Source organism: Neobacillus sp. NRS-1170, assembly GCF_050468025.1.
Map to the genome: position 1 here is coordinate 1 of NZ_JBITPF010000038.1, position 24,726 is coordinate 24,726.

The window sequence follows — 24,726 nt, forward strand, 5'->3', positions numbered from 1 at the left end:
CTCCCGCAGGAGTCTTCGCGCCCTCCGCTCCAATCAACAATGTTTAAAAATCAATAATTGGCTTTATCACAGCCTAAATATAAGCCTTACTGTCCTCCATTTGCTTGAATAAACTGGACCAGTTTTGCAAAATCTTGATTATCTGGTTCTAATTTTAGTGCCTTTTCTGCATTGATTTTGGCTTCCTTAATATCATTTTCATTTAAGTTTACCAATGCCAGATAATAATAGGCTGCAGCTGTATTTGGTTGTAGTTTTATCACCGTTTGCAAATGATTTTTTGCATCCGGATACAACTTTTCCTTATATTCAATAAAGGATAAGATTAAATATAATTTTTCTGAAGGATTGGCTGCCGTCTCTTCGAAATTCTTCAATGTATCATATGCCTGATCATACTTTTCTTGATGAATATACTCCTGTGCCATCGAAATGGCAGATTTTTCACCAATGGCCTTTGATGAATTACTAAATCCATAATATAACGAACCCCATAAAACAATAGCTGAAATAATGAAAATGAATATTTGCAATCCTAGCTTCCGTTTTTTAGGGAAATGTACAATCCCTGCAGCCAGGAATCCTCCGAACAGACCACCTAAATGCCCGGCATTATCAATTCCCGAGGAAGAGAATCCAAACATGAGATTGATTGCCAGTACAAAAATTATATTAAATCCCATGGTCCGGAAGAATAATTTAGGATAGATTACCCCGAAATAAAGCAATGCCCCAAAACAGCCAAAAATAGCACCACTTGCCCCTGCTGATAAATTATAACTGAATATAAAACTGGCAATAACACCAGTAACTCCAGCAAACAAATAAATTAATAAAAAACGAACATTGCCAAATATTCGTTCCACTGTCGTTCCAAGAAAATACAATGCAAGAGAATTCATGGCCAAATGAACAAATCCAATATGAAGAAATACTGGAGTAATAAACCTCCACCATTCCCCTTCGTATATTAGCTGGTTCATTTTTGCTCCATATTTAATTAGAGTTGCAGTATTTGTACTTCCACCATGCAGTTGAAGCCAGAGAAAAGCCGCAATTTGCATAATAAGTAAAATATAAGTAAGAAATGGCTTCCCGTGCATGAAAAGTGCCTTTTCTGAATTCACCTTTTGAACGGCAAGCCCCAAAGCTGTTTTCTTAAGCGCTTCAACTTCTATTTCAGTTATTTCATTTTTAATTGGAAATTGAACGTCTTTTTGCAGCAGAGCGGAAATTTGCCGGAACCCTGAGTCATATTCATCCTTTGCTAATAATATCGAACGAACTGTTGTTTTATTGGCTTCTGAATTCACATATGGAGTTGAAAGGCGGTATTGATAATCATCTACAGGTGGATATTGACTGACATAAATGTTTACAACAAGTAATTCATGACGACCAATTTGCTTTCGGACTCTTTCCCCATTCGCTGCAGTGAACTCGATATCTCTTTGCATCGCATTGCTCCAATCTAAATCATGTAGGAGCATTCTAATAATAGGGGCATGTTTATTTTCTAATTTTTCAAGCCATAGCTCTTTTTGATTCTCAAATAATTGAATAATTCTATATCCATGATCTGCTATTAACGCATAGGCCAACTCCCAGAATATGTAACCTTCTTTATTATTCATTTCTCACCAACTTTCTATTAACCTCTTTTTCTTCATTATAAACGAAATGAACACGGTCCATTAATATAAAAAAAACCATCTGTGGTTTTCACCATTCAGATGGTCCTCCTCCTAATACCGATTGCATCATTTTTCGTTTCACACCTGGCAAACTCATTATGGAACCAACCGCAATTCTCCGCATCCAGCTAGAACCTAGCAAGACATTAATCAAACGATAACGGTAACGAAATACAAAATAACCAATTGACCCTATCATTAAAATAGATGTTAACATTCGAGACATTATCATCCCTCCTGCTATTATTCTGTGAAGATGATAACTTTTTTATCCAATTCTAAACCATTAAATATTTTTAAAAACAGGCTCCATTGTTTTCTTTAATACATTTACAGAATGTGTAAATTTCTCTTTTTCATCATCATTTAAATCAAGCTGGACAATCTGTCTAATTCCGTTACGGTTTACCACAGCTGGTACTCCAATGTATATATCCTTTTGACCATACTCACCATCTAAATATGCGGAAACAGTTAGAACAGAATTTTCATTTTGTAATATTGCCTTCGTCAATCTTACTAAGCCCATGGCAATACCATAATAGGTAGCCCCTTTTCGCTCAATGATATGATAGGCTGCATCCCGGACATTTAAAAAGATTTTATCAATCTCTTCTTGATTGAATCCTTCTTTATTTTTTGTCCATTCAGAGATTGAAGTACCTGCAATATCGGCGTGACTCCAAACTGGCAGCTCTGTATCACCGTGCTCTCCAATAATATAAGCGTGGACATTTCTTGTATCAACGTCAAAATAATCTCCAAGTAAAAAGCGAAAACGTGCTGTATCTAAGATCGTACCTGAGCCAATCACCCGTTCTTTCGGAAGCCCGGAAAACTTCCAAACAGCATAAGTTAAAATATCCACCGGATTGGTTGCCACTAGAAAAATACCATCAAAGCCCGAAGACATAATTTCTTCGACAATCCCCTTAAAAATTCTTGTATTTTTCTCAACCAGGTCAAGCCGTGTTTCCCCTGGCTTTTGATTAGCACCTGCAGTGATGACTACTAGATCTGCCTGCCCGCAATCTTCATAGCTGCCGTACCAGATTTTTGTTCGAGAAGGTGCAAAGGGTAAGCCATGATTTAAATCCATTGCATCTCCTTCTGCCTTATTTTTATTTAAGTCGATTAAAACAAGCTCTTCAGTAATGCCTTGATTTAATAAAGCAAATGCGTAACTTGAGCCGACAAACCCAGTCCCAATAAGAGCCACTCTATTTACACGATTTAACATAAAAATTCCTCCTTACAAATCGGTTCGGATATTTTGTTTATACTTAGATTGTATATCATTTCACAATCTTTTTTTACTGTAAAAATAAAATGAAACCGTTATCTCTTTAACAATTTTGTTAACCAATTATAAAGAAAGATGGATGACCCAAATCGCTAAAATTGCGGCTATTAAACCGGAAAGAAAATTAACCATATCATTATCCACAAATGGTACCCCTTTTACGCGGTTAGTTGGCTTACCACAGTGGACCATTTTTTCAGTATGAATTCCACAGTTAACACATCTATATTCTTGTTGATAATAGGCACCAACTAAAGTATCAATTACATTCCCTAAATATCCAAACAAAAATATAATCAAACTCTCGTAGACAGGCATATGAAATAACATCATAGTAAAGAGAGCAATCAAAAGTGCCCCGCTAATTGCTGCTGCACTTCCTAATAAACTGATTGCCCCAGAGGTCCCCTTTTCAATTCGCTTAAAGGTCCGTATGTATATTGGATTATTTCGGCTTAAACTTCCGATCTCAGAAGCCCACGTATCCGAATTAGCACTTGCAAGAGCGACACTAAAACCAATTAACCAAAGACTATCACTTTGGAAATAATAAATGATACTAAAAATGGCGGCGGCCCCTCCATTTGCTGCAACCTGACGCCAATCCCTCGTCGCACCTTTTGCTAATTTTTCTTCAATGGAAACTTTAGCTGCACTTTTATACTTTGACCAAAGGCTTGAAGTGGTGAAAAATGTCCCTAACAGGAACAGCCCCTTTACACCAAAACCAATATAAACAGCAAGTCCAGTCAAAATAGCCCCAATCGCTCCTGACTTGGTTAAGGAATTAAGTAAATATCCCGATGTACCGGTAATAAGGATCACCCCCAAAATCTATAACGTAGCCATCATGTTATTTTAATGACTTTTTCGACAGTAACAATTTTCGAAACAGGAATATCATGCTCCTCGACATGAAATTGATGAATCATTTGCTCATTAAAGGCAAGTGAAAAAGTTTTACCATTAAATTTTGTTAAAAAGCGATCATAGTAGCCGCCGCCAAAGCCCAAGCGGAACCCTTCTATTGTGAAAGCTAAACCAGGAACAATTAAAAGATCAATATCGGCAGGATTCACCTCGGCTGTTAATTCCACAATGGGTTCGTATAAGCCATAAAACACGGATTCCAACTGTGAAAATTGAGTTAAGGTTCGAAATGATAACCTTTTTTCCTTCGGGTAGCACTTTGGAACTACAACAGTCTTTCCTTCTTCCCAAGCTTTTCGAATAATTTGATATGTATCGACCTCTGGCCGTTTTGAAACGGTGATTCCAACCACTTTTGCTTGTTTCCAATCGTCCTCATTATATAACCTGCTGGCAATTTTATAAGAATAATCCTCGTAAATGGGTTTTGAAAGCTTTGAGAGAGTTTCTTTCATTTGATTACGAAGGGAGTTTTTATCATTCATCAATATTAACCTCCATTTTTGGACAACAAAAAAAGCAGCAGGAAGCCCTACTGCTTATTTTGTTTCACGGTGTGCTGTTGTGCGCTTTTCTCTTGGGCAATATTTCTTAAGCTCAAGACGATCTGGGTTGTTACGTTTATTTTTTGTTGAAATATAGTTACGGTCTCCACACTCAGTGCAAGCTAACGTAATATTAACACGCATGTTATTTCCCTCCAAACGATTAAGCTAGTTCGTTCATACGACTTTTCTATAATATCATTTTTCAAAAGGAAATGCTAGTGTGTTTTTTAAAAGTCCTTGCTCCATTGAAATCAATTCATTTTTGCTCGTTCCGGAAATTGTCCAAGTACTCATTTTTTTCGTCTCATGCTGTTCCAATGACATTTTAATGGCGAAAATACTAGCAGCAGGTCCACCAGCCATCGGCTGATATTTTAAGCTGCCTTTATGCAATGAACTCCAAATTTGGTCCGTATACGCTGACCATTGTGGGATGGTAGTATATTCTTTCATACCAACTCCCTCGAATTTAGAGTTAACCAAAAAAACACCATTATCTGCAACATGAAAAATTCTATTATCCGTCGGCGACACAAAAGTTAAATTGTCTTGTTTGATATTTGCATAATGGTGCATTGCTAAGACTTTGATCTCTTTTTTATGATTACTGTGATTACTTACATATACACTTGAAAAACGAATTTTCGAATGAATTGGTTCATTTTTTACTTTTACAATCAATTCTTCATCAAAAATTACCTTTTCTGCACAATTATGAAACCAATAATATTTTCCATTTACCCAAATTCCGGGAATAAACTGAAGAAATTCAATGGAAGCTTGACGTTCAAGAGACGGTTTATTTTTTTGTGAATCTGTTAAGTTCATATCGCATACACCTTTTATAAATTATTTGGTGGTACTAATTAATTTTGTTCATTAACCCGTTTGTTTAATAACATATCTTCCATGACTCTGCTTGTTTCGGAAGCGATTCTTTTCAAGCCATACAGGCTTTTAACAACCTGCCTGCCTTCCTTTCCGTCCAATTTCAACAGCATTTTGAGGGTTACTTTTAAGAAAATCAATTTGCTCGAGTAAGCTCTCTGCATTTCCAGGAACCATCAGCATTCCAGTTTGCAGATGTTTAACAATCCCCTTAATTCCTCCTATTTTTAATTGCTGCTCAGGCATTATTGTCCTCCAAGTTTTTTGCATCCATATAATAACTATAGGTACTTACATAATCCATCCATTTCGGTGAACTTTCTTCATATCGGTGAAACTGTAATAAGTCGTAATTAAGCCCATTATCGCCTGACATTTCAAGGACGGGAGTTTGCAGACAGTTTGACCTGAATAGTGGGAAAAAACCTGTATCAGACATTTGAATACCTAATTCAGCAACATAGTGGCGATTGGCAGCCAATCCTTTAACAAACCAATGACCATTTTGATAAGGAACAGTAATTTCAAAATAGTGGTGAGCATTTTTTCCATTAAAGTTTAAATCTGTAACATCATAAATTCTAATAACAGTGACATGTTCCTCAAACCTGCAGTTAAAAAATAATTCAATGACTCTTTTGGCTACAGTAGAAACATCCCAGAAGAGAAATAGTTTTCGAGGTGTGACAAGCTTTGCTTTTAATTCACCTGTTTGAGGAATATAAGTCTGTGGCATATGGTTATTTGAGGAGTTTTCATCCTTTGTGGTTCGTTTATTTTTGATTATTTCATTAATCATGATTTCCTCCATTCTGCAAACATACATTTTATGCGAAAAAAAACAAAATATTCAATAATTGATAATTTAATCGTAACACCTCATTGGCAAGGAGACAATAAACGCAAATTGTCGCATTTTGCTTGTACTTCGACAAAAAAGGTGAAGCATTATGCTTCACCTTAGGCATTCAAATCAACACGTTGACCTGTTACAAGATAAATGACGTTCTCAGCAATATTAGTAGAGTGATCGGCAATTCTTTCTAAAAATCTACATACAAACGCTAATTGGATAATTTGGTTCGTTGAGTTAGGATTTTGTGGAATGTAACCCAAAAGCTCTTGGATCAACCTTCCAAACATTTTATCAACTTCATCATCTTTTTCTGCACACTTTTTAGCAATCGTAATATCTTCCGAATAATAAGCAGTTATCGACTCAGCAACCATATCTAATGCCTTTTCCATCATATTAGGAATATCAACAAGTTCTTTAATATGCTTTTCTTCGCCAATATGCACAGCAGATTTGGCAATATTTACAGCCATATCTGCCATTCGCTCCACTTCAGACGATACTTTCAAAGCAACATTAATTTTCCTTAGGTCCGATGCAACAGGAGACTCTCTAGCAATTAGTAATAATGCTTTATCATTTATTTCGTGTTCCAAATCATTTATTTCATTATCACCATTAATTACAAGCTTGGCCTTCTCGATATCCTGATTAATTAGAGCAATCATTGCTTCTTTAATTGCATGCTCCGATTTTTCAGCCATTTTTAAAAGCAATTCTTTTAACTGTTTCAAATTATTATCAAAATTTGCTCTCGTACTCATATTCGCCACCTCATCATCCGAATCTTCCAGTAATATAGCCTTCTGTGCGTGAATCTTTAGGATTTGAAAAAATTGTTGAAGTAGAATCTAATTCTATTAATTCGCCCATTAAAAAGAATGCAGTCTTATCGGAAACTCTGGATGCTTGCTGCATGTTATGGGTAACAATCACAATCGTATATTTCTCTTTTAATTCTAAAATCAATTCCTCGATTTTTAAGGTAGAAATTGGGTCCAAGGCGGAGGTCGGTTCATCCATTAACAGTACATCTGGTTTTGTTGCAAGGGCTCTCGCAATACAAAGCCGTTGCTGCTGGCCGCCAGATAACCCTAACGCAGGGGCGTGTAAGCGATCCTTAACCTCATCCCATAAAGCTACATCCATTAATGACTTGGTGACAATTTCGTCTAAATGGACTTTCCTCTTAATTCCATGGATCCTAGGGCCATACGCAATATTATCATAAATAGACTGAGGGAACGGATTTCCCTTCTGAAAGACCATGCCAACGTGTTTACGTAATTCTACAAGGTCTACCTTCCTGTCTAAAATGTTTTGACCATCAATATTGATTTCTCCGGTCATTTTTACATTCGGAACCATATTAATCATCAAGTTTAGCGTTTTAATAAATGTAGACTTGCCACAGCCGGAAGGACCAATGATAGCCGTAACCTCTTTTTTGTTAATCGGAAAGTTAATGTTCTTTAAAGCATGATGTTCACCATACCATAAATTAAGGTCCTTTATATCAAATATTTGTCTGGTTAATGTCGATGTTGCCACATCTTTTCCCCCTTATCCGAACCTTCCAGAGATATATTCTTCTGTCTTTTTTACTGTTGGATTGGTAAAGATCTTTTCAGTTTTATCGTATTCTATCAAATCACCGTTTAAAAAGAAGGCCGTCTTATCGGAAATACGTGATGCCTGCTGCATATTATGGGTAACAATGATAATAGAATAATCCTTTTTCAGCTCAACAATCAGATCCTCAACTTTAGCATTTGAAATCGGATCGAGTGCCGAGGAAGGCTCATCAAGAAGCATGACTGTCGGTTTCATTGCAATCGTTCTAGCAATACAAAGACGCTGCTGCTGACCGCCTGAAAGTGATAGTGCAGATTTATGAAGCCGATCTTTTACTTCGTCCCATAATGCTGCTTTTTTCAGACTCTCTTCAACTACTTCATCAAGCTTGCTTTTCTTTTTGAATCCAGCAAACTTAAGGGCATGTGTAATATTTTCATAAATTGATTTAGGAAAAGGATTTGGCTTTTGAAATACCATGCCAATTTCCTTTCGTAACGCTACAACATTTATTTGATCTGATAAAATATTAAGATCCTCATAAATAATTTCTCCCTGCGCCCTTGCTCCAGGAATCAGGTCGTTCATTCGGTTAATACTTCTTAAAAAAGTAGATTTTCCACAGCCTGATGGACCTATGAGAGCTGTAACGGAGTTTTTTTCAATATCCATTGAAATTCCATTTACAGCACGTTTTTCTCCATAGAATATTTCTAAATCATTGACTTTTAAAATTAGTTCATTTTGGCTGTTTGATTGAACAGCTTGTTCCACTGCTTCTTTTTCCTTAAAAGCTGTAACCATCATATCTCCCGCCCTTTATTTAGTTGCTGTCATTTTCTTATGAATCATGCTTCCAATCCATCTAGCCAATAAGTTGAATATTAAAACTGAGAGAACCAAAACAGCTGCAGCACCATTTGATACTTCCTCAACGTCTGGAATTAAACCTTGTGTATTTACAGACCAAATGTGAACCGCCAGCGTTTCAGCGGGACGAAAAATATTTAGTGGCGATTGTGGAGAAAATGGATTCCAGTTTGCATAATCGAGTCTTGGTGTTGATAGACCTGCAGTAAATAATAGAGCAGCAGCTTCACCAAACACACGGCCTGCAGCAAGAATTGCCCCTGTTAATATAGATGGAAAAGCACTTGGTAAAAGTACTGTTTTAATCGTATGCCAATGAGTAATCCCTAAAGCAAGACTAGCCTCTTTTAAATCACGAGGGACTGCTCGAATAGCATCTTCACTTACACGGACTATGACAGGCAAGTTAAATACTGTTAATGCTAAGGCTCCCCCTAAAATGGTATAACCCCATCCAGTTATATTAACAAACATTAATAAACCAAACATTCCAATGACAATAGACGGCAGTGATGCTAGAACTTCAATACAAGAACGGATAATATCTGTTACTTTTCCCGGTTTTGCATATTCAGCCATATAAATTCCCCCACCAACACCAAGAGGAACGGCAATTAACATCGTAATAACTAAAATATAAAACGAATTAAACAATTGGTCGCGAATTCCACCGCCAGCACGAACATTGCTAGAAGGTGTGGTTAAAAATTCAAGAGAAATATGTTTTAACCCATTGACCAAAATATAATAAAATAGCCCTGCTAGTATTGAAACAATAATGATTGCAATGGCAATAAAGACGGCAGTTGCAATTCGATCTGCGGTTTTACTTTTCATTACATTTTCCTCCTTGAAGAAAGATAACGGATAAGGAGAATAAACGCGAACGACATGATTAATAAAATTAATCCCATTGACCATAGTGTATTATTTTCCACACTTCCATAGGTTGTATGGCCCATGTTTAGCGTAATTATTGTCGTTAAGGTTGCTGACGCGTCTAAAATACTTGTCGGTAAGTCTCTAACGTTTCCGATTACCATTTGAACGGCAAGTGCTTCCCCAAATGCTCGTGCCATCCCAAGCACGATGGCAGTTAAGAGCGTTGGCATGGCAGCGGGTACCAGCACTTTTCTAATCGTCTGCCAGCGTGTTGCACCTAGAGCATAAGATCCTTCACGCAGATTCTTTGGCAATGAGCTCATTGCATCCGTAGCAATAGTTGTAACTGTTGGCAAAATCATAATGGATAATACAACCATTCCAGATAGCAAGCTAAACCCAAGGCCGCCAACATGCTCCCTAATAAATGGTACTAATACTGTAAGCCCGATAAATCCATAAACAACAGATGGAATTCCGACTAAAAGCTCTATAACAGGCTGTAAGATTTTTCTACCCCATGATGGTGCAATCTCCGTCATAAAAATCGCCCCGCCAATCCCTAATGGTGCTGCAATAAGTGCTGAAAGAAAGGTTACTGCAAACGATCCAAATATAAAAGGTAAAGCTCCATATTGCGGGCTGGCTTGATTTGTAGGATTCCAGTGCATACTAGTTATGAACTCAATAAGACTTACACCATTTTTAATAAAGGATTGTAACCCCTTTGTACCTAAGAAAATGGTAATTGAGATTGTGGCGGAAATCATGATTACGGCACACAACAGAACAATTACTTTGCCACGCATTTCACCATTCAAATAATTTTTTTTAGATTTCAACAACCTGTCTTTTGCAGGAGCCAACTTTTCCATAATTCGACAATCACTCCTAAACTACGTCATAACAGGGTAAATGCAATCGTGCATTTACCCTGTTCATTATTTTGAACCCTTAATTATTTATTTTTTTGATTTCCTTTTGCGTCACGTTCTACTTCCATTTTTGTTACAGGAAGATATCCTTGTTCTTTTAATAAAGTGTTTTGAATATCATCTGACATCATATAGTCAAGGAACGCTTTAGCAAGGTCTGTAGCCTCACCCTTTGTATAAGAGTGTTGATACGCCCAAACTGGGAATTTACCAGATTGTACATTTTCAGCAGTCGGTTCTACACCATCGATTGCAAGTGGTGTTACAGAGTCATCAGTGAAATATGAGAATGCAAGGTAACCAATTGCACCGTCAGTTTCATTAATAATCTTTTTAACCGTGTTTGAAGAATCTTCTGTGATTCCTTCAGCAGGAGTTGCCCCATCAAGTGCGAATTTATTGAATACTGCACGTGTACCAGAAGAGTCAGGACGATTTACAAGAACGATCTTTTGATCTTTTCCGCCAAGTTCTTTCCAGTTCGTGATTTTACCAGTGAAAACTTTAATTAAATCTTCTTTTTTAATATCTTTAATGCCGACTTTAGGGTTAACAGCGGCAGTCATACCAACAACTGCTACTTTATGGTCCACAAGCTGATCAGCTGGGATGCCTTCTTTTTCTTCAGCGAATACGTCTGAGTTACCAATTTGAACAGATCCTTCAGCTACTTGAGATAATCCTGTACCAGAACCGCCGGCATTTACTTGAATATCTACATTTGGATTTTCAGCCATGAACTCTTCAGCAGCCGCTGCCACTAATGGCTGCATTGCTGATGAACCAGAAACGACTAATGAACCAGAAAGTTCTTTCTTCTCTTCTGTTTTTGTAGTTTTATCAGTTCCTTCAGAATTGTTCTTGGAAGCCCCGCCTCCACATGCAGCCATAAATACCATTAACGCTGCAAATATTGTAAGTAAGCTTAATTTTTTCAGGTTTTTCATTACTTTAATTCCCCCTAAGAGATTTGGTGTTTTTTTATGTTTGTCTGCCTTACAAGAATAATAATAAAGGTTAACTGTTAAGTGAGTTTTAATGAATTGTAAAGGGTTTGTAAATTTAAATTTTGTGCTTTGTAAATCTATATATCTTTTACTAAGCAAAAAAACACCTGTCTCTCTCGGAGACAGGTGTTAATAAATATTAATGACTTTCTTGATTAGTATCAGTGCTTTCAGTAGCTTGCCCTGTTTTCTTTAAGTTAAAATAAGCATCCAATACTCTTCTGCCAATTAAGTTATTTATGCTCGGTCCAGAATTCCCTTGATAGGCCCAGGGAACCAATACGGCAATAGCCACTTCAGGATTATCTGACGGAGCAAAGCTGACAAGACTTAAATTCATTACAGGTGTTCCCCATTTGCTTCTATCCTTCCCGTAATAAAAGGCCTGTGCGGTTCCCGTTTTTCCCGCTGGATGATACGGGGCACTTTTAAAGTAACTTACTGCCGTACCATCTCCAACCTGCATAACCATTCTAAACCCTTCTTGAACTCGCTTAATCCATTGATCCTTCATATCAATATGATTTAATACTTTTGGCTGGATGTCTTCGATAATTGGACCCAATTCATTATTTTCCATAACGGGTTCACGAATTTGTTTGACGATATGCGGCTGTATTCGATTTCCCCCATTCGCAATGGTGGACACATACTGTGCAAGCTGTAATGGTGTATACATATCATATTGCCCGATTGCTAAGTCCATCAATAAACCAGGCTTTTTTTCAGTGCCAGTTACCCCAGGTGTTTCACCAGGGAGGTCAATTCCTGTTCTTGAACCAAGGCCAAATTGGCTAAAGGATCTGCGCATCGTTTCAAAGGCAGAATAATCTAAATCTATCGGTTGATTGTACTTATAATGCCCTCCTGCAATGGCAATGGCCGTTTTGAACATATAGACGTTTGATGAAACTTGAAGTGCTCTTAAATCATTGATGGAACCAAAGGTTTTCCAGGATTTTTTAACTTGTGTACCCTTTATTTTTACTGGTTCATCCACCAGAATGGTTCCGGGGTTAATCGCACCAGTTTTATATCCTGTTAATACTGTTGCACCTTTGACAGCTGATCCAACATTATAGGAGGAGGTAAAGTTACCTAGAGCATAATCCTGCATCTCCGTTTTACCTGTTTTTTTATTTTTTCCAATTTGTTTTCCGGCCATGGTTAAGATTTCACCTGTATGTGGATCCATGACGACCACAAAGGCTCGATCTAATAAGCCAGTATTCGGTTTTTGCTTGGCGCTCCACATTTCTTCTTCAATAATTTTTTCAGTTTGAAGCTGGAGATCCATATTGACGGTTAGAACAAGGTCATTTCCTCGTTTCCCTTCGGAAACCACTTCTGTTGATAATATATTGCCCGACTTATCAGTTACGTTTTTTATTTTGGCTTTTTGACCATGGAGAACATCCTCGTATTTTTTTTCGAGATAACTTGTCCCTACCCTGTCATTCCTGCTATAATCGCGGGCAAGATATTTATCTAAAAGCTCTTTCGGCAACCCTGACTGGGAGGAAGAAACATCCCCTAGGATTGATTTCAACGTATCTTCAAAAGCATATTTGCGATCCCAGTCGGTTGTAGTATCAACACCTGGGAGGCTCTCTAGGTTTTCGCTGACAATCGCAAATTCCTCCGGCGTTACATCTTTATTCTTCACAATATGCGGAGTCAAGGCATAGCCGCTATTAAATTGTCTATAGATGGCCAGGGTTTCAAGTTCCTCGCCTTTAATACTATTTATTTCATCATCAGTTACTCGATCAAGCTGCTTTTGATAAATTTGTTTATCGTCTAATTTTTTTTCTTTAAATAAATCCCATTCTTTTTTAGTTATTTTTGCTTTGGCTTCTTTAGGGTGCTTTAAAATCCAAAAGTCCTTTTTATCGCGGATCGGAACTTTGGAAGTATCCATGGTTATTAATTTTGCTAATTTCTTCGCTGTATCAATCATTTCCGTTTGGGTTGATTTCTGGGTTTTAGTATAAGTAATCGCATTTAATGGGGTATTATCCACGATAACTTTTCCATTCCGGTCAAACATTTTTCCGCGTGGTACCGGGTTATTAACAGTTACATCTTCGGTCCGCTGAATTTCACGTTTAAAATCATCACCAAATACTATTTGTAATTCTCCAAGACGCAGAATGAGAACGGAGAAGAGCAGAAACACAACAAAGAATAACATGTTCAATCGGAACGGGACATGCGTCTTCTTTTTCTTTTTATTGTTCAAGGTCTACATACACTTCCTTTTTTCAACGCTAACATAACTTTCTCTATTTTATTAGATAATGCTCCTTTTTTCTATGAATAACCCTTACCAATTTTTAATCCTCTACAAAAATGCGATGAGTATTGTAAAAATACTCATCGCACTAAGCAACTGGCAGATGTACTCTTTTAATGAAAAAATAAATCAATGTATGACCTGCACCCAATAACAATAACAAAATTGGAATGCTTCTTTCCGCGTTAAACCAAGTCACCGCCGCTAAAAAAGCTAAAATAGAAACGATTCTTCCTAAATTCAAGAAAATTTCTCTAACAACAATATATTCAATTCTCATTTCTGCCGCTTTCCAACCTATTCCAATTACATCATAGGTCGTTGACATATATGGGACAAGTAATAAGGGATAAGCAATGGCAATTATTCCTGCATAAACTAACAATTTTGCATAGCTTAAGTCCCAGACAATAAGAATGACAGCCGCATAAAGCAAAAGTCCGCCAATCAAAATTGCCTTTTTTCGGTAGCTTTTTTTAATCATTCGAGAGGCTAAAAAATAGGCAATAAAGGATATCCCTGAATTTAGAAGGCCGAAGGTACCCAGCGCCATTTCACTTCCGGTTGATAAATAAACGAAGACTGAAATAACAAATAAAAACGTCCCTTCTCTTAGACCCTGAAAAAAGTGGGCATTCGTAATGAGACGCCAATTATCATTCAATTTTCTTTCCTCTAAAATCCTTTTAAAACAATATCTCCCTTTAGCCGGACGTGGTTTTAAGGAAAAACTCATTAAGACTGCCAGAGCAAATAAACCTAAAGATAATCCAAATACGATGGTATAGCCTGTGAATTTTTCAAATCGGGTGATAATAATTCCTGAAGCAATTGGACCAATCATTCCACCTATGGATGATAAAATCCCTAAAAATCCATTAAAAAAATCTCTTGTCTCAGGTTCAGTAATCTCAAAGGTTAACACATTATAGGCGAGCCAATAGAAGCCATAGCCTACTCCCAAAAGACTACCTAATAAAAGCAAAAAAGTGGAAGCTTTTGTTCCTGTTATTAAAACCATTAAGTAAAAAAGAGACAAAAAGATGACCCCAATTCTTAGTACTATTACCCGATCGATTTTTTTAGCCCATCGCCCAGCTAAAATAAACGTTAAGGGCTGCAATACGACAATTGAGAGGTTATAAAGGGCAATATCCGAATACTTTCCTGTTTGTTTCCACAGATAAATATTTACAAACGTATTGGATAAAGCAACACTTAGTGAATACAAACCGCCAATAATCAACAACAGTGATAAATCCTTCGTTAATTCTACATCACCTAAAAGCTTAAATCTTTTTGCCATAAAAAACTCCCCTTTATCTTAAGGGTAGTCTTTAACAAGGCGGTTGTTATTATTCAATTTTTTAGGCAAACAAAAAGGCAGCTAAGTTAGCTGCCTCTTTTAAATTATCTCAAATTACTTTGCTTCGTTATAACGCTTTGCTACTTCGTCCCAGTTTACTACATTCCAGAAGGAACCGATATAATCAGGGCGTTTGTTTTGGAATTTTAGATAGTAAGCATGCTCCCATACATCAAGGCCAAGGATTGGTGTTTTACCTTCCATTAAAGGAGAATCCTGGTTTGGAGTGCTTGATACTTCTAATTCGCCATTTGATACAGACAACCATGCCCAGCCAGAGCCAAAGCGAGTAGTTGCAGCTTTTGCAAACTCTTCTTTGAAGCTTTCGAAGCTGCCAAATTTATTGCTGATTGCATCAGCTAATTCACCAGTTGGGGCACCGCCGCCATTTGGAGAAAGGATTTGCCAGAATAATGAGTGATTTGCATGGCCGCCGCCATTGTTTCGTACTGCTGTACGAGCAGCTTCAGGAACAGTATCTAAATTTGCAATTACTTCTTCAACAGATTTAGAAAGTAATTCTTCATTACCTTGTAATGCTGCATTTAAATTTGTCACATATGTGTTGTGATGTCTAGTGTGGTGAATATTCATTGTTTCTTTGTCAATGTGTGGCTCAAGTGCATCTTCTGCATAAGGTAATTTTGGTAATTCAAATGCCATGATAAATTCCTCCTATGTATCCATGATATTATTGGCTTTAGCCATATTTAGAATATTTCTAAAGCTTTGTTCTTAACATACCAAAGTTGTGTCATCGTTTCAAATAAAATGCTTACATTCCACCATATATACGATACCCATTTGACCAACTTTTATTCTGAGTCTGAAAAGAAAAACAATCATGAATCAAACTTTCGAAAAGTTGTCATATTTAGCCAATCAGCATGCTGTCAACGATTTTTATCATATCCGACTTTAGTCACTCAAACTACATATAAATGCTTCATTGACATGTTACTAATAAAGGATTTAAATCAGATTGAAGGGGAAAAAGGAGTGAAAAAATATGCAAAATAACAGCTTTTCTATATATAGTTTGATGGAGCAGTTTTTTCAAAAAAGCCAACCAGTTCAAAAAATAAAAGCCGGTATAATTCTTTTTCAAGAAAAGGATCCGGTAGAAAATGTCTATTTATTGATTAAAGGAAGCTTTGCGCTTGGAAGGGTACATTTACGTGGGAAGGATTTTATTTTGAAAATCCTAAACGAGCGGGAATTAATTGTTGAGTATCAATTATTTAAAGCAAATCCCCGTTATCAATTTTACGCTAAGGCGTTGACAGACTGCGAGATCCTTTCCATTAAAAGAGAGCATTTCGAAGACTTTATTTTAACGGATTCCAAGGCTATGAATGCTCTTGCCGCTTGGCTAAGTACTGGTTATTTAAAGTCACAAATGAAGTGTCAGGATTTAATTATGAATGGAAAGAAGGGCGGATTGTATTCCATCCTTATCCGTCTTTGTAATTCATATGGTGTAATGACTGAAAAGGGATTTCAGATTGATTTACCATTAACACATCAAGAATTGGCTAATTTAACCTTTGGAACAAGAGAGGTCATTCAAAGGGCCTTAAAAGAATTGCGTGAAAAGGGTATCATTACATATGAAAATCAAAAGTTCACCATAAATAACATCCACTACTTAAAAGAGGGAGTCGATTGTCAAAATTGTTCCTACGAGATTTGTGGAATAAATTAATTTTAACCCCGTCCAATTCTAAAGGGCACCGTAATAGGTCATTCTTGTATATAAGGTTTACAAAAGCTACAATAGAATGGTGAATCTATATTAAGGTGGTCATTATGAATATTTTTATGCAATTTATAAAAAGCATCTATTCTCCTAAGGATATTGCTTTATTTCGTTTTCAAGGAATTGGAAAAACTATATTATATGTCTTTTTCCTAACCCTTATCTCCGTTTTACCGTCAATAATTTATTTGAGTACAGCACTCTCTACAGGAATAGATTCGGCTCGATCTATCATTAAAGACGAATTTCCTGCCTTTTCTATTAATAACGGACAGTTATCTGCACAAACAAAAGTACCTGTTACGATTAATAAAGAAGATTTTACTGTTATTTTAGATCCAACAGGAACAATTGAAGCGGCAGATGTAGAAGAGGAAGGAAATGCGTTTGCCTTATTAAAGGATGAATTTGTATTTTCGTCTGCCGGGCAGAGTGAAAGTTATCAATACACGATGCTGAAGAAAATGACTAAAGATGACCTGCTTAATTTTATTGATACAATCCGCGGACTGAAAGGTATAATCATCCCTGTACTCTCAGTATTTATGTATTTGTTTTCAAGTGCCGCAAGTTTCATTGAAGTATCAATCCTAGCATTGATTGGATTAGCATTAAAGAATCTCGCTGGAAGGAAGTTAACCTATCGTCATTTATGGCGGATGGCAGCCTATAGCGAAACATTACCAACCTTATTTTTTACTGTTATGGCCGCGATTAAAACAACTGTACCAAACAGCTTTTTTATAAATTGGTTTGTTGCAATTATCGTATTATTTTTAGCCATTAATGAAATACCAAAACCTAAAAAAGCCAATTAAATCATGAATCTGATGCTCAGGCTGTCGAATAACTTTCGATAGCCTTTTAATTCATTTATTTTCTTTAATAATTATTAAAGTAGTCTGTTGATTTCCACTCCAGGCGCTTCGCGCACTTTAGGGCGTGCCGGGGAGTCTCCTCGTCGCTTCGCTCCTGCGGGGTCTCCCCTGCCCCGTACTCCCGCAGGAGTCTTCGCGCCTTCCGCTCCAATCAACAGAGTGTTTATAACAGAGACCTTCTACTGACTTAATAAATAATATGAATTTGTGTCTATTGATGAATTAATTCAAGAAGACAACCTTCTTGGCTTGATTGATAAATATATTGATTTTTTATTTCCGGACTTCGCAACTGCCGGTTAAGAGTAATATAAAATATAAGCGAACATGCCTTCTTGACTGCAGCATGCCAAAATTATGATAAAATTGCAAAGCATTTAGCCAGGTTGGAAAAGGTGTGTAGCGGGACCTTTGGTTGATCTACCTCCCTGTTGATTGGAGCGGAGGGCACCGACTCCTGCGGGATTTAGAGGTCTCTCGAGACCCCGCGGAAAGCGAGTGCCCGGAGAGGAAATCAACAGGCCAGGTAGCAAAGACAATCAATTCATAAAAATCATAATTTAGATTCTTTCGTCAATCTATGCATCCTAATCGGATGCTTTTTTGTTTAATTTAGTTCTATTTAAATGTGGACAAGCATACCAATGTACAAACTTTCCATTTGGGGGCTTGTCCGATGAAAAAATTATTTGGATTCCTATTAACCGTACTTATCATTTATGTTATTTATTTAGATTTGACCGTCGGAACCTTGACTCCCTCACCTGTAAAGCAGGTAGATGCAAAAGTGGAGACTGTTATGAAGAAGGCAACGGGACTTCCTTCTTTTGAAGCAAAAGTTAAACCAGGTGAAACTGTCATTTCGATTGTAGAGCATAGATTAGAAAAACCTCTTCCGGTAGCGATTACCGATTTAATAGAAGACTTTAAAAAATTAAACCAGGGGCACAATCCAGAAAAAATTCAAATTGGATCTACATATCATTTTCCTGATTACTCAAAATAATGAAGATACCACCCTTATTCTTGTCAAAAATAGAAGTAGACTGATAAAATAAAGTCGAATTGATTTTATCGTTTTTATTCGAATTCCATTTTAAAGGAGCGAATTCCACGTGAGTGAAATTATACATCGCACAAAAACCCGGCCTGTAAAGGTTGGAAATTTAACCATCGGGGGTAATAACGAATTAATTATTCAAAGTATGACGACAACAAAAACCCACGATGTTGAAGCAACAGTTGCCGAAATTAAACGGCTTGAAGAGGCTGGCTGTCAGATTGTCCGTGTTGCATGCCCGGATGAGCGTGCAGCAAATGCCATCGCTGAAATCAAAAAGAGAATCAATATCCCTCTAGTAGTAGATATCCACTTTGATTATAAATTAGCTTTAAAAGCGATTGAAGGCGGCGCGGATAAAATCAGAATCAATCCAGGTAACATCGGAAAGCGTGAAAAAGTTGAGGCTGTCGTAAAAGCAGCAAAAGAGCGCGGAATTCCAATCCGGATTGGAGTCAACGCCGGTTCCCTGGAGAAAAAGATTTTAGAAAAATACGGGTATCCAACAGCAGATGGTATGGTTGAAAGCGCCCTCCATCATATTAAAATTCTTGAGGATTTGGATTTCCATGACATTATTGTTTCGATGAAGGCATCTGATGTAAATCTTGCGATTGAAGCCTATGAAAAAGCGGCCCGTGCTTTCGATTATCCCTTGCATTTAGGAATTACTGAATCTGGAACTCTTTTTTCCGGGACAGTAAAAAGTGCCGCAGGATTAGGAGCGATTATCAGCAAAGGAATCGGCAACACACTTCGGATTTCCTTAAGTGCAGATCCAGTTGAAGAGGTAAAAGTTGCACGTGAGCTATTGAAGGTGTTTGGTCTTTCCTCCAATGCTGCAACGTTAATTTCCTGTCCAACCTGCGGAAGAATTGAAATTGATCTTATTAGCATCGCGAATGAAGTCGAGGAATATATCCAAAAAATTAAAGCTCCGATTAAAGTATCCGTTCTTGGATGTGCCGTCAACGGGCCGGGTGAGGCTCGTGAGGCGGACATTGGGATTGCCGGGGCACGCGGTGAAGGATTACTATTCCGCAAAGGTGAAATAGTAAGGAAGGTTCCAGAAGCGCAAATGGTCGAAGAATTGAAAAAAGAAATCGACCAAGTGGCCGAAGAGTATTTTCAGAAAAAAGCAGCTGAAGAAGCTGCCGCTAAATAACATAGGTAAAACCCGGCAGGTATCCCGCCGGGTTTCTTTTTGCCCCTATGCAGCTATATGTTAAAAGAACGGGAGAATAAAGATACCGATAATAATCGATACAGCACCAATCCCAATTGCCCAGGCACCGAGTCCTTGTGCACCTCTCCGCCTAGCAACAAAACCTAACACAATTCCTGCAGCACCAAAAAGAATAGGTAATACAAACAGAGATAAAATCGATAGTGCTAAAGCTACTGTGCCAATCCCGGCACCACCCTCTGCTCTTTCTCTAACAGCTCCACGATCCCTTCCTCGTATAACCGGAACAGGTGCCGCAATTTCTGCCGCTGTCTCTTCCCTATACTCAGTATGTCTAATAGGGACAGATGCACCAATTTCCGGCGCAATTTCTGAAGCTGTTTCTTCTCTAAATTCTGAAGGGTAATTTGGGATATCTTGTCCAATATTAGCACTTTGAAGAGCTTCTTGCACTTTCGTGTCTCTTTCATCTGCCATTCGAATCCCTCACTTTCAGTAATAGGAGCATTATTATTGTTTACCTTAAGCCTCTTTTTACTATGTCAATGTTTGTCTTAAATAGGTTTTTATTTCAAATCCCGAAAAATATTACATAAAATTATTTACTTTATAAAACACGCTTCTTTGGTAAAATAGAATGAGATACGCAAATGCAATTTGAAGGTGAGCACAAATGAGAAAACGATTTGGAATTGATATCGACGGTACGGTTACGTGCCCAACTTCAATTTTACCTTATATCAACAAAGCTTTTGGACTAAACATTGTGTATGAGGATGTTAATCAATATGAATTGACCCCGTTTGTAAATGTTTCAGAAAAAGAATTTGCCAAATGGTTTCACGAAAATGAACCGAACATCTATGAAGGTTCACCGCTGGCACAAGGAGCCAAAAGCGTCCTAAAAAAATGGGAAAATCAACACGAGTTGTATTTTATCAGTGCCAGAGGGCAGCATCTCTTTGATGTAACAGAAAAATGGTTTACCGCTAATGAGCTGCTTTACCACCATATTGAATTAATTGGAACCCATAATAAAATTGAATCTGTGAAAAAGCATCAAATCGATATCTTTTTTGAAGATAAACACGATAATGCTGTTACCATTCACGAAGAGTGTCACATTCCCGTCATTTTATTTGATACCCCCTACAACCAAGATCCAATTCCTAAAGGGGTCATTCGCGTTTATGACTGGGCAGAGGCCTATGATTGGGTAGAGCATTGGTTGAGACAGCAAAAAAACAACCGTGAAATGGTTAGCTCACTCATTTAAAAAAACAGCTTGCGGTCTTTCCGCAAGCTGTTTTTTCTTAGTTTACACATTCAGGACATCTTCCATAGATTTCAAATTTGTGCCCGGAAATATCGTATCCTTTTAAATTTTCACTTAATCCATCCATCGGACAGGTTTCAATTTCCTTTGTTTTTCCACAATCCAAACAAATAAAATGATGATGGTGATTATGTCTCGAACACGTAAAGCGGAAATGCTTTTCACCTGATAATTCTGTCATTTCTAAAATCCCCATGTTAACAAACAGAGAGAGATTTCGATAAATCGTATCAAAACTCAGGCCGGGATAATCATCTTTCAATCGATCTAAAACATCCTTAGCCGTTAAATACTTGTCGCTGTCAGCGAATAGTTGAAGCATATCTTCTCTTTTTCCTGTCTGTTTAAAGCCGTTTTCTTTTAGATATTGAATAGCTTCATTAACGTTCACTTGACTCTACCTCCGAAAGCACATGCTTATTAATCATTAATTTCTTATAAAAGATTGTTATTATTAGTATTAGGACCGCAAGCATCACGATCGTTCCGCCAGGGGCCAAATCTAAATAATATGCTGTAAAAAGTCCTCCAAGGACAGAAATTTCACCAAATAAAACTGACAAGAAAATCGTTTGTTTAAAGCCTTTGGCAATACGAATACTTGCCGCAACCGGCAGTGTCATTAACGATGAAACTAACAAAATTCCAACAATTCTCATCGATGCTGCAATCACTAATGCCACCATTACAATGAAAATGAAATGAATACTCTTTGCGGCAATGCCTGAAGCTTTCGCATGTTCTTCGTCGAACGATAATAAAAACAATTCTTTATAAAATAAAATGATAACGGCGACTACAAGAATGCTTATGATAAAAATGACGAGTAAATCCGTTCTGCTTACTGCTGATACACTGCCAAATAAATAACTGAATAAATCGGTATTAAACCCATTTGCCAGAGAAATAAATATGACCCCTAGCCCAATTCCACTTGAAAGAATAATGGGAATGGCCAGCTCTTGATAGTGCTTATACACTCCTCTTAACTTTTCAATAAACAAGGAGCCTCCTACAGAGAATACCATCCCTAAATAAAGAGGATTTAAACCAGCTAACGCTGCAACATATCGTTCAAGCAAAAGGCTTGCCGCAATTCCTGCAAGTGTCACATGGCTAAGGGCATCCGCAATTAACGATAATCTTCTAACGACAATAAAAACGCCTAATAATGGCGCAAGAATTCCAATCAAGATTCCTGTTAAAAAGGCATTTTGTAAAAATTCATAATGAAATATTCCTTGAATCATTTTAAAACGCCTCCGTGATCATGATTATGGGCAATCAGATGGACATCATGACCATAAACTTTGGACATATCTTCTTTTTTTAGCTGCTCAAATTCGCTAGTTTCCCCGTGAAAATGCATATTTTTATTTAAGCAGGCAACATGTGTTACCTTGTCTGAAATCGTTCCGATGTCATGGGTAACTAAAAGAAGTGTGATTCCTCGATTTTTATTTAAATCATCAAGCATTTGATAAAAAGCATTAACATTTTCTGCATCGACTCCGACCGTTGGCTCATCTAGGATTAACAGCTTTGGTTCACTGACAAGGGCTCGTGCAATAAAAACTCGCTGTTGCTGCCCTCCGGAAAGTTCACCAATATTTCGGTTATGAAACTTCTTCATTCCAACGGCATCCAATGCATCTAAAACAATTCGTGAATGCTCTTTTTTAAAAACCTTAAACATCCCAAGCTTTTTTGTCAGCCCGCTTGCGACTACCTCAAATACGGTCGCAGGAAAGCCCGTATTGAAAGAATTAGCCTTTTGTGAAACATAGCCGATTTGCTGCCAAGCTTTAAATTTGCTTATCTCCTGGCCAAATAAAAAAATCTCCCCTTTTTGCGGTTTTAACAATCCTAAAATTAATTTCAGAAGGGTTGATTTCCCAGAGCCATTTGGACCGACTATGGCTAAAAAAGAACCATCAGGAATGGATAGGTTAATATTTTCAAGGACAGTGTCCTTTTCATAACGATAATATAAATGATTAATTTCAATAATTGATTGCATACAGCACTCTCACCTTTTAATTATAAGAATCATTCCGATTTACTTCAAAAAGTATACAATAGTGCTTTCAGATTGTAAAGCCAGTTGTCACACTCTTGCCGCATCTTCATACATTAGGAGGGAGGAGTGGTGAGGGTGAAAATTTTTGAAAACATCATTAATCATAAAATAAATACAATTACTGCAGACGAATTATTGAAATATGCAGATCAATTTAATATTGTAATTAATCGACAGCAGGCAGCCAAAATTTCCGCATACTTAAGAGGTAAAAATATCAATATTTTTGATAATACGCAACGGACTCAAATCGTTAGAGAAATCGCAAAAGTGGCTGGTCCTGAAACAGCACGCGAGGTTAATAAATTATTTATGTCATTCACAAAATAAACAAAACAAGCTGTGCAGAGTGCACAGCTTGTTTTGTATTATGATTAGGATTGCATGATTTTATCTAATAGGTCTTCATCGAACTTTTGCTCACGGAGCATCGCGATTTCGAGTTTATATGGTGCTTTTTTATTATTTTTATCTTCCCCTACAAATGGTGTTTCTAAGATTTTTGGTATATCCATCAGCTGCGGATGATTAACAATATAATTGAGTGCCTTAAAGCCAATATGACCGAACCCGATATTTTCGTGGCGGTCCTTCCGCATTCCTACAGCATTCTTGCTATCGTTAATATGAAGTACCTTTAATTTTTCAATTCCAATAATCTTGTCAAACTCATTTAAAACACCATCAAAATCTTCAACAATATTATAACCGGCATCATGAGTGTGGCATGTATCAAAACAAACGGACAGTTTATCACTATAGTTAACCCCATCCATAATCATCGCAATTTCCTCAAAGGATTTTCCACATTCTGAACCTTTTCCAGCCATGGTTTCCAAGGCAATTTGAAGCTGTTCTTTCCCAGTCAGAACTTCATTCAAACCCTCAATAATCTTCTTAATTCCTGCTTCTGTCCCAGCACCGACATGTGCTCCTGGATGAAGTACGATTTGCTTGGCACCTATCGCTTCAGTTCGTTCAATTTCCGAACGAAGAAAGCGGACGCCTAATTCAAACGTATCCGGGTTTTCACTATTACCAATATTGATGATATAGGGAGCATGGACCACAATTTCCGAAATCCCATTTGCCTCCATATGTCTTCTGCCCGCTTCAATATTCAAATCCTCAATCTTTTTACGTCTTGTATTTTGCGGTGCCCCCGTATATATCATAAACGTATTGGCACCGTAAGAAACAGCTTCTTGGCTTGCAGCAAGCAACATATCTTTTCCGCTCATCGAGACGTGTGATCCGATTTTTAACATCGCTTTCCT

General features: G+C 37.3%; 29 protein-coding genes. 6 read left to right on the forward strand and 23 right to left on the reverse strand.

Annotated elements, in window-relative coordinates:
- Nucleotides 1–86 precede the first annotated feature (86 nt).
- The 18 genes from ACIFOT_RS16865 to ACIFOT_RS16950 all read right to left on the reverse strand — a co-directional run bounded on the left by ACIFOT_RS16865 (nt 87) and on the right by ACIFOT_RS16950 (nt 15,813).
- Nucleotides 87–1,634 carry a rhomboid family intramembrane serine protease gene (locus tag ACIFOT_RS16865; RefSeq protein ID WP_430066497.1) on the reverse strand — a complete coding sequence of 516 codons (1,548 nt, stop codon included), beginning with the start codon at nt 1,632–1,634 and terminating at the stop codon, nt 87–89.
- Between the two features lie 88 nt (nt 1,635–1,722).
- Nucleotides 1,723–1,920 (reverse strand): hypothetical protein, encoded by a 198-nt coding sequence (locus ACIFOT_RS16870; protein ID WP_430066499.1) that lies wholly within the window; start codon nt 1,918–1,920, stop codon nt 1,723–1,725.
- A 60-nt stretch (nt 1,921–1,980) separates the two neighbouring features.
- Nucleotides 1,981–2,934 (reverse strand): L-lactate dehydrogenase, encoded by a 954-nt coding sequence (locus tag ACIFOT_RS16875; RefSeq protein ID WP_430066500.1) that lies wholly within the window; start codon nt 2,932–2,934, stop codon nt 1,981–1,983.
- A 126-nt stretch (nt 2,935–3,060) separates the two neighbouring features.
- Nucleotides 3,061–3,822 carry a DUF92 domain-containing protein gene (locus ACIFOT_RS16880; RefSeq protein ID WP_430066501.1) on the reverse strand — a complete coding sequence of 254 codons (762 nt, stop codon included), beginning with the start codon at nt 3,820–3,822 and terminating at the stop codon, nt 3,061–3,063.
- Between the two features lie 23 nt (nt 3,823–3,845).
- Nucleotides 3,846–4,412 carry a 5-formyltetrahydrofolate cyclo-ligase gene (locus ACIFOT_RS16885; protein ID WP_430066502.1) on the reverse strand — a complete coding sequence of 189 codons (567 nt, stop codon included), beginning with the start codon at nt 4,410–4,412 and terminating at the stop codon, nt 3,846–3,848.
- A 54-nt stretch (nt 4,413–4,466) separates the two neighbouring features.
- Nucleotides 4,467–4,616, reverse strand: a complete 150-nt coding sequence (gene rpmG / locus ACIFOT_RS16890; protein WP_015594975.1) for a 50S ribosomal protein L33 — start codon at nt 4,614–4,616, stop codon at nt 4,467–4,469.
- A 54-nt stretch (nt 4,617–4,670) separates the two neighbouring features.
- Nucleotides 4,671–5,303 carry a hypothetical protein gene (locus ACIFOT_RS16895; protein ID WP_430066503.1) on the reverse strand — a complete coding sequence of 211 codons (633 nt, stop codon included), beginning with the start codon at nt 5,301–5,303 and terminating at the stop codon, nt 4,671–4,673.
- A gap of 129 nt (nt 5,304–5,432) precedes the next feature.
- Complete coding sequence (locus ACIFOT_RS16900; protein WP_430066504.1) at nt 5,433–5,609, reverse strand: hypothetical protein; 177 nt, start codon at nt 5,607–5,609, stop codon at nt 5,433–5,435.
- Nucleotides 5,602–6,162 (reverse strand): DUF4912 domain-containing protein, encoded by a 561-nt coding sequence (locus tag ACIFOT_RS16905; RefSeq protein ID WP_430066506.1) that lies wholly within the window; start codon nt 6,160–6,162, stop codon nt 5,602–5,604. The genes ACIFOT_RS16900 and ACIFOT_RS16905 overlap by 8 nt, the downstream gene beginning before the upstream one ends.
- A gap of 161 nt (nt 6,163–6,323) precedes the next feature.
- Complete coding sequence (gene phoU / locus ACIFOT_RS16910; RefSeq protein WP_430066507.1) at nt 6,324–6,983, reverse strand: phosphate signaling complex protein PhoU; 660 nt, start codon at nt 6,981–6,983, stop codon at nt 6,324–6,326.
- A gap of 13 nt (nt 6,984–6,996) precedes the next feature.
- A complete protein-coding gene (pstB, locus tag ACIFOT_RS16915) occupies nt 6,997–7,770 on the reverse strand; it encodes a phosphate ABC transporter ATP-binding protein PstB (RefSeq protein WP_430066508.1) in 774 nt (257 codons plus the stop codon).
- A gap of 12 nt (nt 7,771–7,782) precedes the next feature.
- A complete protein-coding gene (pstB, locus tag ACIFOT_RS16920) occupies nt 7,783–8,598 on the reverse strand; it encodes a phosphate ABC transporter ATP-binding protein PstB (protein WP_430066653.1) in 816 nt (271 codons plus the stop codon).
- A gap of 15 nt (nt 8,599–8,613) precedes the next feature.
- Nucleotides 8,614–9,501: a phosphate ABC transporter permease PstA gene (pstA, locus tag ACIFOT_RS16925; RefSeq protein ID WP_430066509.1), complete on the reverse strand. Its 888-nt coding sequence runs from the start codon at nt 9,499–9,501 to the stop codon at nt 8,614–8,616.
- Entirely contained in the window at nt 9,501–10,355 is an 855-nt protein-coding gene (gene pstC / locus ACIFOT_RS16930) for a phosphate ABC transporter permease subunit PstC (protein ID WP_430066654.1), read from the reverse strand. Before pstC ends, pstA begins: the two co-directional genes overlap by 1 nt.
- 149 nt (nt 10,356–10,504) lie before the next feature.
- On the reverse strand, nt 10,505–11,428 hold the full coding sequence (locus ACIFOT_RS16935) for a phosphate ABC transporter substrate-binding protein (RefSeq protein ID WP_430066510.1): 924 nt from the start codon (nt 11,426–11,428) through the stop codon (nt 10,505–10,507).
- A gap of 199 nt (nt 11,429–11,627) precedes the next feature.
- Nucleotides 11,628–13,730, reverse strand: coding sequence for a peptidoglycan D,D-transpeptidase FtsI family protein (locus ACIFOT_RS16940; protein WP_430066511.1), 2,103 nt, complete (start codon nt 13,728–13,730; stop codon nt 11,628–11,630).
- A gap of 142 nt (nt 13,731–13,872) precedes the next feature.
- Nucleotides 13,873–15,090 carry an MFS transporter gene (locus ACIFOT_RS16945; protein WP_430066513.1) on the reverse strand — a complete coding sequence of 406 codons (1,218 nt, stop codon included), beginning with the start codon at nt 15,088–15,090 and terminating at the stop codon, nt 13,873–13,875.
- A gap of 114 nt (nt 15,091–15,204) precedes the next feature.
- The gene (locus ACIFOT_RS16950) at nt 15,205–15,813 is read right to left on the reverse strand and encodes a superoxide dismutase (RefSeq protein WP_430066515.1); all 609 of its coding nucleotides are present in this window, start codon (nt 15,811–15,813) and stop codon (nt 15,205–15,207) included.
- Between the two features lie 346 nt (nt 15,814–16,159).
- Between ACIFOT_RS16950 and ACIFOT_RS16955 the strand changes: the two genes are divergently transcribed.
- The 4 genes from ACIFOT_RS16955 to ispG all read left to right on the forward strand — a co-directional run bounded on the left by ACIFOT_RS16955 (nt 16,160) and on the right by ispG (nt 20,012).
- Entirely contained in the window at nt 16,160–16,855 is a 696-nt protein-coding gene (locus tag ACIFOT_RS16955; RefSeq protein ID WP_430066517.1) for a Crp/Fnr family transcriptional regulator, read from the forward strand.
- A gap of 104 nt (nt 16,856–16,959) precedes the next feature.
- The gene (locus tag ACIFOT_RS16960) at nt 16,960–17,727 is read left to right on the forward strand and encodes a DUF1189 domain-containing protein (RefSeq protein ID WP_430066518.1); all 768 of its coding nucleotides are present in this window, start codon (nt 16,960–16,962) and stop codon (nt 17,725–17,727) included.
- A 736-nt stretch (nt 17,728–18,463) separates the two neighbouring features.
- Nucleotides 18,464–18,793 carry a hypothetical protein gene (locus ACIFOT_RS16965; protein WP_430066519.1) on the forward strand — a complete coding sequence of 110 codons (330 nt, stop codon included), beginning with the start codon at nt 18,464–18,466 and terminating at the stop codon, nt 18,791–18,793.
- Between the two features lie 118 nt (nt 18,794–18,911).
- A complete protein-coding gene (gene ispG, locus ACIFOT_RS16970) occupies nt 18,912–20,012 on the forward strand; it encodes a flavodoxin-dependent (E)-4-hydroxy-3-methylbut-2-enyl-diphosphate synthase (protein WP_223591652.1) in 1,101 nt (366 codons plus the stop codon).
- Between the two features lie 60 nt (nt 20,013–20,072).
- Here ispG and ACIFOT_RS16975 read toward each other — a convergent pair whose 3' ends face one another.
- Nucleotides 20,073–20,510, reverse strand: a complete 438-nt coding sequence (locus tag ACIFOT_RS16975) for a hypothetical protein (RefSeq protein ID WP_430066521.1) — start codon at nt 20,508–20,510, stop codon at nt 20,073–20,075.
- Nucleotides 20,511–20,706: 196 nt separating this feature from the next.
- Here ACIFOT_RS16975 and ACIFOT_RS16980 point away from each other — a divergent pair, with 196 nt between their 5' ends.
- Nucleotides 20,707–21,309, forward strand: coding sequence for a 5' nucleotidase, NT5C type (locus ACIFOT_RS16980; RefSeq protein ID WP_430066522.1), 603 nt, complete (start codon nt 20,707–20,709; stop codon nt 21,307–21,309).
- 37 nt (nt 21,310–21,346) lie between these two features.
- Here ACIFOT_RS16980 and ACIFOT_RS16985 read toward each other — a convergent pair whose 3' ends face one another.
- Genes ACIFOT_RS16985 through ACIFOT_RS16995 form a run of 3 tightly spaced genes read right to left on the reverse strand, consistent with a single transcriptional unit; the run spans nt 21,347 to nt 23,389 of the window.
- Nucleotides 21,347–21,760 carry a Fur family transcriptional regulator gene (locus tag ACIFOT_RS16985; protein ID WP_430066524.1) on the reverse strand — a complete coding sequence of 138 codons (414 nt, stop codon included), beginning with the start codon at nt 21,758–21,760 and terminating at the stop codon, nt 21,347–21,349.
- Complete coding sequence (locus tag ACIFOT_RS16990) at nt 21,750–22,619, reverse strand: metal ABC transporter permease (protein ID WP_430066526.1); 870 nt, start codon at nt 22,617–22,619, stop codon at nt 21,750–21,752. Before ACIFOT_RS16990 ends, ACIFOT_RS16985 begins: the two co-directional genes overlap by 11 nt.
- Complete coding sequence (locus ACIFOT_RS16995) at nt 22,616–23,389, reverse strand: metal ABC transporter ATP-binding protein (protein WP_430066528.1); 774 nt, start codon at nt 23,387–23,389, stop codon at nt 22,616–22,618. Before ACIFOT_RS16995 ends, ACIFOT_RS16990 begins: the two co-directional genes overlap by 4 nt.
- 135 nt (nt 23,390–23,524) lie before the next feature.
- On the opposite strand from ACIFOT_RS16995, the gene ACIFOT_RS17000 reads away from it, so the two are divergent.
- A complete protein-coding gene (locus tag ACIFOT_RS17000; protein WP_430066529.1) occupies nt 23,525–23,779 on the forward strand; it encodes a DUF2624 domain-containing protein in 255 nt (84 codons plus the stop codon).
- Nucleotides 23,780–23,823: 44 nt separating this feature from the next.
- On the opposite strand, the gene ACIFOT_RS17005 is transcribed toward ACIFOT_RS17000, so the two are convergent.
- Entirely contained in the window at nt 23,824–24,717 is an 894-nt protein-coding gene (locus tag ACIFOT_RS17005) for a deoxyribonuclease IV (protein WP_430066530.1), read from the reverse strand.
- Nucleotides 24,718–24,726: the final 9 nt, after the last annotated feature.

Coding starts and splice junctions, on each gene's coding strand:
- ACIFOT_RS16865 (WP_430066497.1), bottom strand. CDS start 1,634: ATGAATAATAAAGAAGGTTACATATTCTGGGAGTTGGCCTATGCGTTA.
- ACIFOT_RS16870 (WP_430066499.1), bottom strand. CDS start 1,920: ATGTCTCGAATGTTAACATCTATTTTAATGATAGGGTCAATTGGTTAT.
- ACIFOT_RS16875 (WP_430066500.1), bottom strand. CDS start 2,934: ATGTTAAATCGTGTAAATAGAGTGGCTCTTATTGGGACTGGGTTTGTC.
- ACIFOT_RS16885 (WP_430066502.1), bottom strand. CDS start 4,412: ATGAATGATAAAAACTCCCTTCGTAATCAAATGAAAGAAACTCTCTCA.
- rpmG (WP_015594975.1), bottom strand. CDS start 4,616: ATGCGTGTTAATATTACGTTAGCTTGCACTGAGTGTGGAGACCGTAAC.
- ACIFOT_RS16895 (WP_430066503.1), bottom strand. CDS start 5,303: ATGAACTTAACAGATTCACAAAAAAATAAACCGTCTCTTGAACGTCAA.
- ACIFOT_RS16900 (WP_430066504.1), bottom strand. CDS start 5,609: ATGCCTGAGCAGCAATTAAAAATAGGAGGAATTAAGGGGATTGTTAAA.
- ACIFOT_RS16905 (WP_430066506.1), bottom strand. CDS start 6,162: ATGATTAATGAAATAATCAAAAATAAACGAACCACAAAGGATGAAAAC.
- phoU (WP_430066507.1), bottom strand. CDS start 6,983: ATGAGTACGAGAGCAAATTTTGATAATAATTTGAAACAGTTAAAAGAA.
- pstB (WP_430066653.1), bottom strand. CDS start 8,598: ATGGTTACAGCTTTTAAGGAAAAAGAAGCAGTGGAACAAGCTGTTCAA.
- pstA (WP_430066509.1), bottom strand. CDS start 9,501: ATGAAAAGTAAAACCGCAGATCGAATTGCAACTGCCGTCTTTATTGCC.
- pstC (WP_430066654.1), bottom strand. CDS start 10,355: ATGCGTGGCAAAGTAATTGTTCTGTTGTGTGCCGTAATCATGATTTCC.
- ACIFOT_RS16935 (WP_430066510.1), bottom strand. CDS start 11,428: ATGAAAAACCTGAAAAAATTAAGCTTACTTACAATATTTGCAGCGTTA.
- ACIFOT_RS16945 (WP_430066513.1), bottom strand. CDS start 15,090: ATGGCAAAAAGATTTAAGCTTTTAGGTGATGTAGAATTAACGAAGGAT.
- ACIFOT_RS16950 (WP_430066515.1), bottom strand. CDS start 15,813: ATGGCATTTGAATTACCAAAATTACCTTATGCAGAAGATGCACTTGAG.
- ACIFOT_RS16955 (WP_430066517.1), top strand. CDS start 16,160: ATGCAAAATAACAGCTTTTCTATATATAGTTTGATGGAGCAGTTTTTT.
- ACIFOT_RS16960 (WP_430066518.1), top strand. CDS start 16,960: ATGAATATTTTTATGCAATTTATAAAAAGCATCTATTCTCCTAAGGAT.
- ACIFOT_RS16965 (WP_430066519.1), top strand. CDS start 18,464: ATGAAAAAATTATTTGGATTCCTATTAACCGTACTTATCATTTATGTT.
- ACIFOT_RS16975 (WP_430066521.1), bottom strand. CDS start 20,510: ATGGCAGATGAAAGAGACACGAAAGTGCAAGAAGCTCTTCAAAGTGCT.
- ACIFOT_RS16980 (WP_430066522.1), top strand. CDS start 20,707: ATGAGAAAACGATTTGGAATTGATATCGACGGTACGGTTACGTGCCCA.
- ACIFOT_RS16990 (WP_430066526.1), bottom strand. CDS start 22,619: ATGATTCAAGGAATATTTCATTATGAATTTTTACAAAATGCCTTTTTA.
- ACIFOT_RS16995 (WP_430066528.1), bottom strand. CDS start 23,389: ATGCAATCAATTATTGAAATTAATCATTTATATTATCGTTATGAAAAG.
- ACIFOT_RS17005 (WP_430066530.1), bottom strand. CDS start 24,717: ATGTTAAAAATCGGATCACACGTCTCGATGAGCGGAAAAGATATGTTG.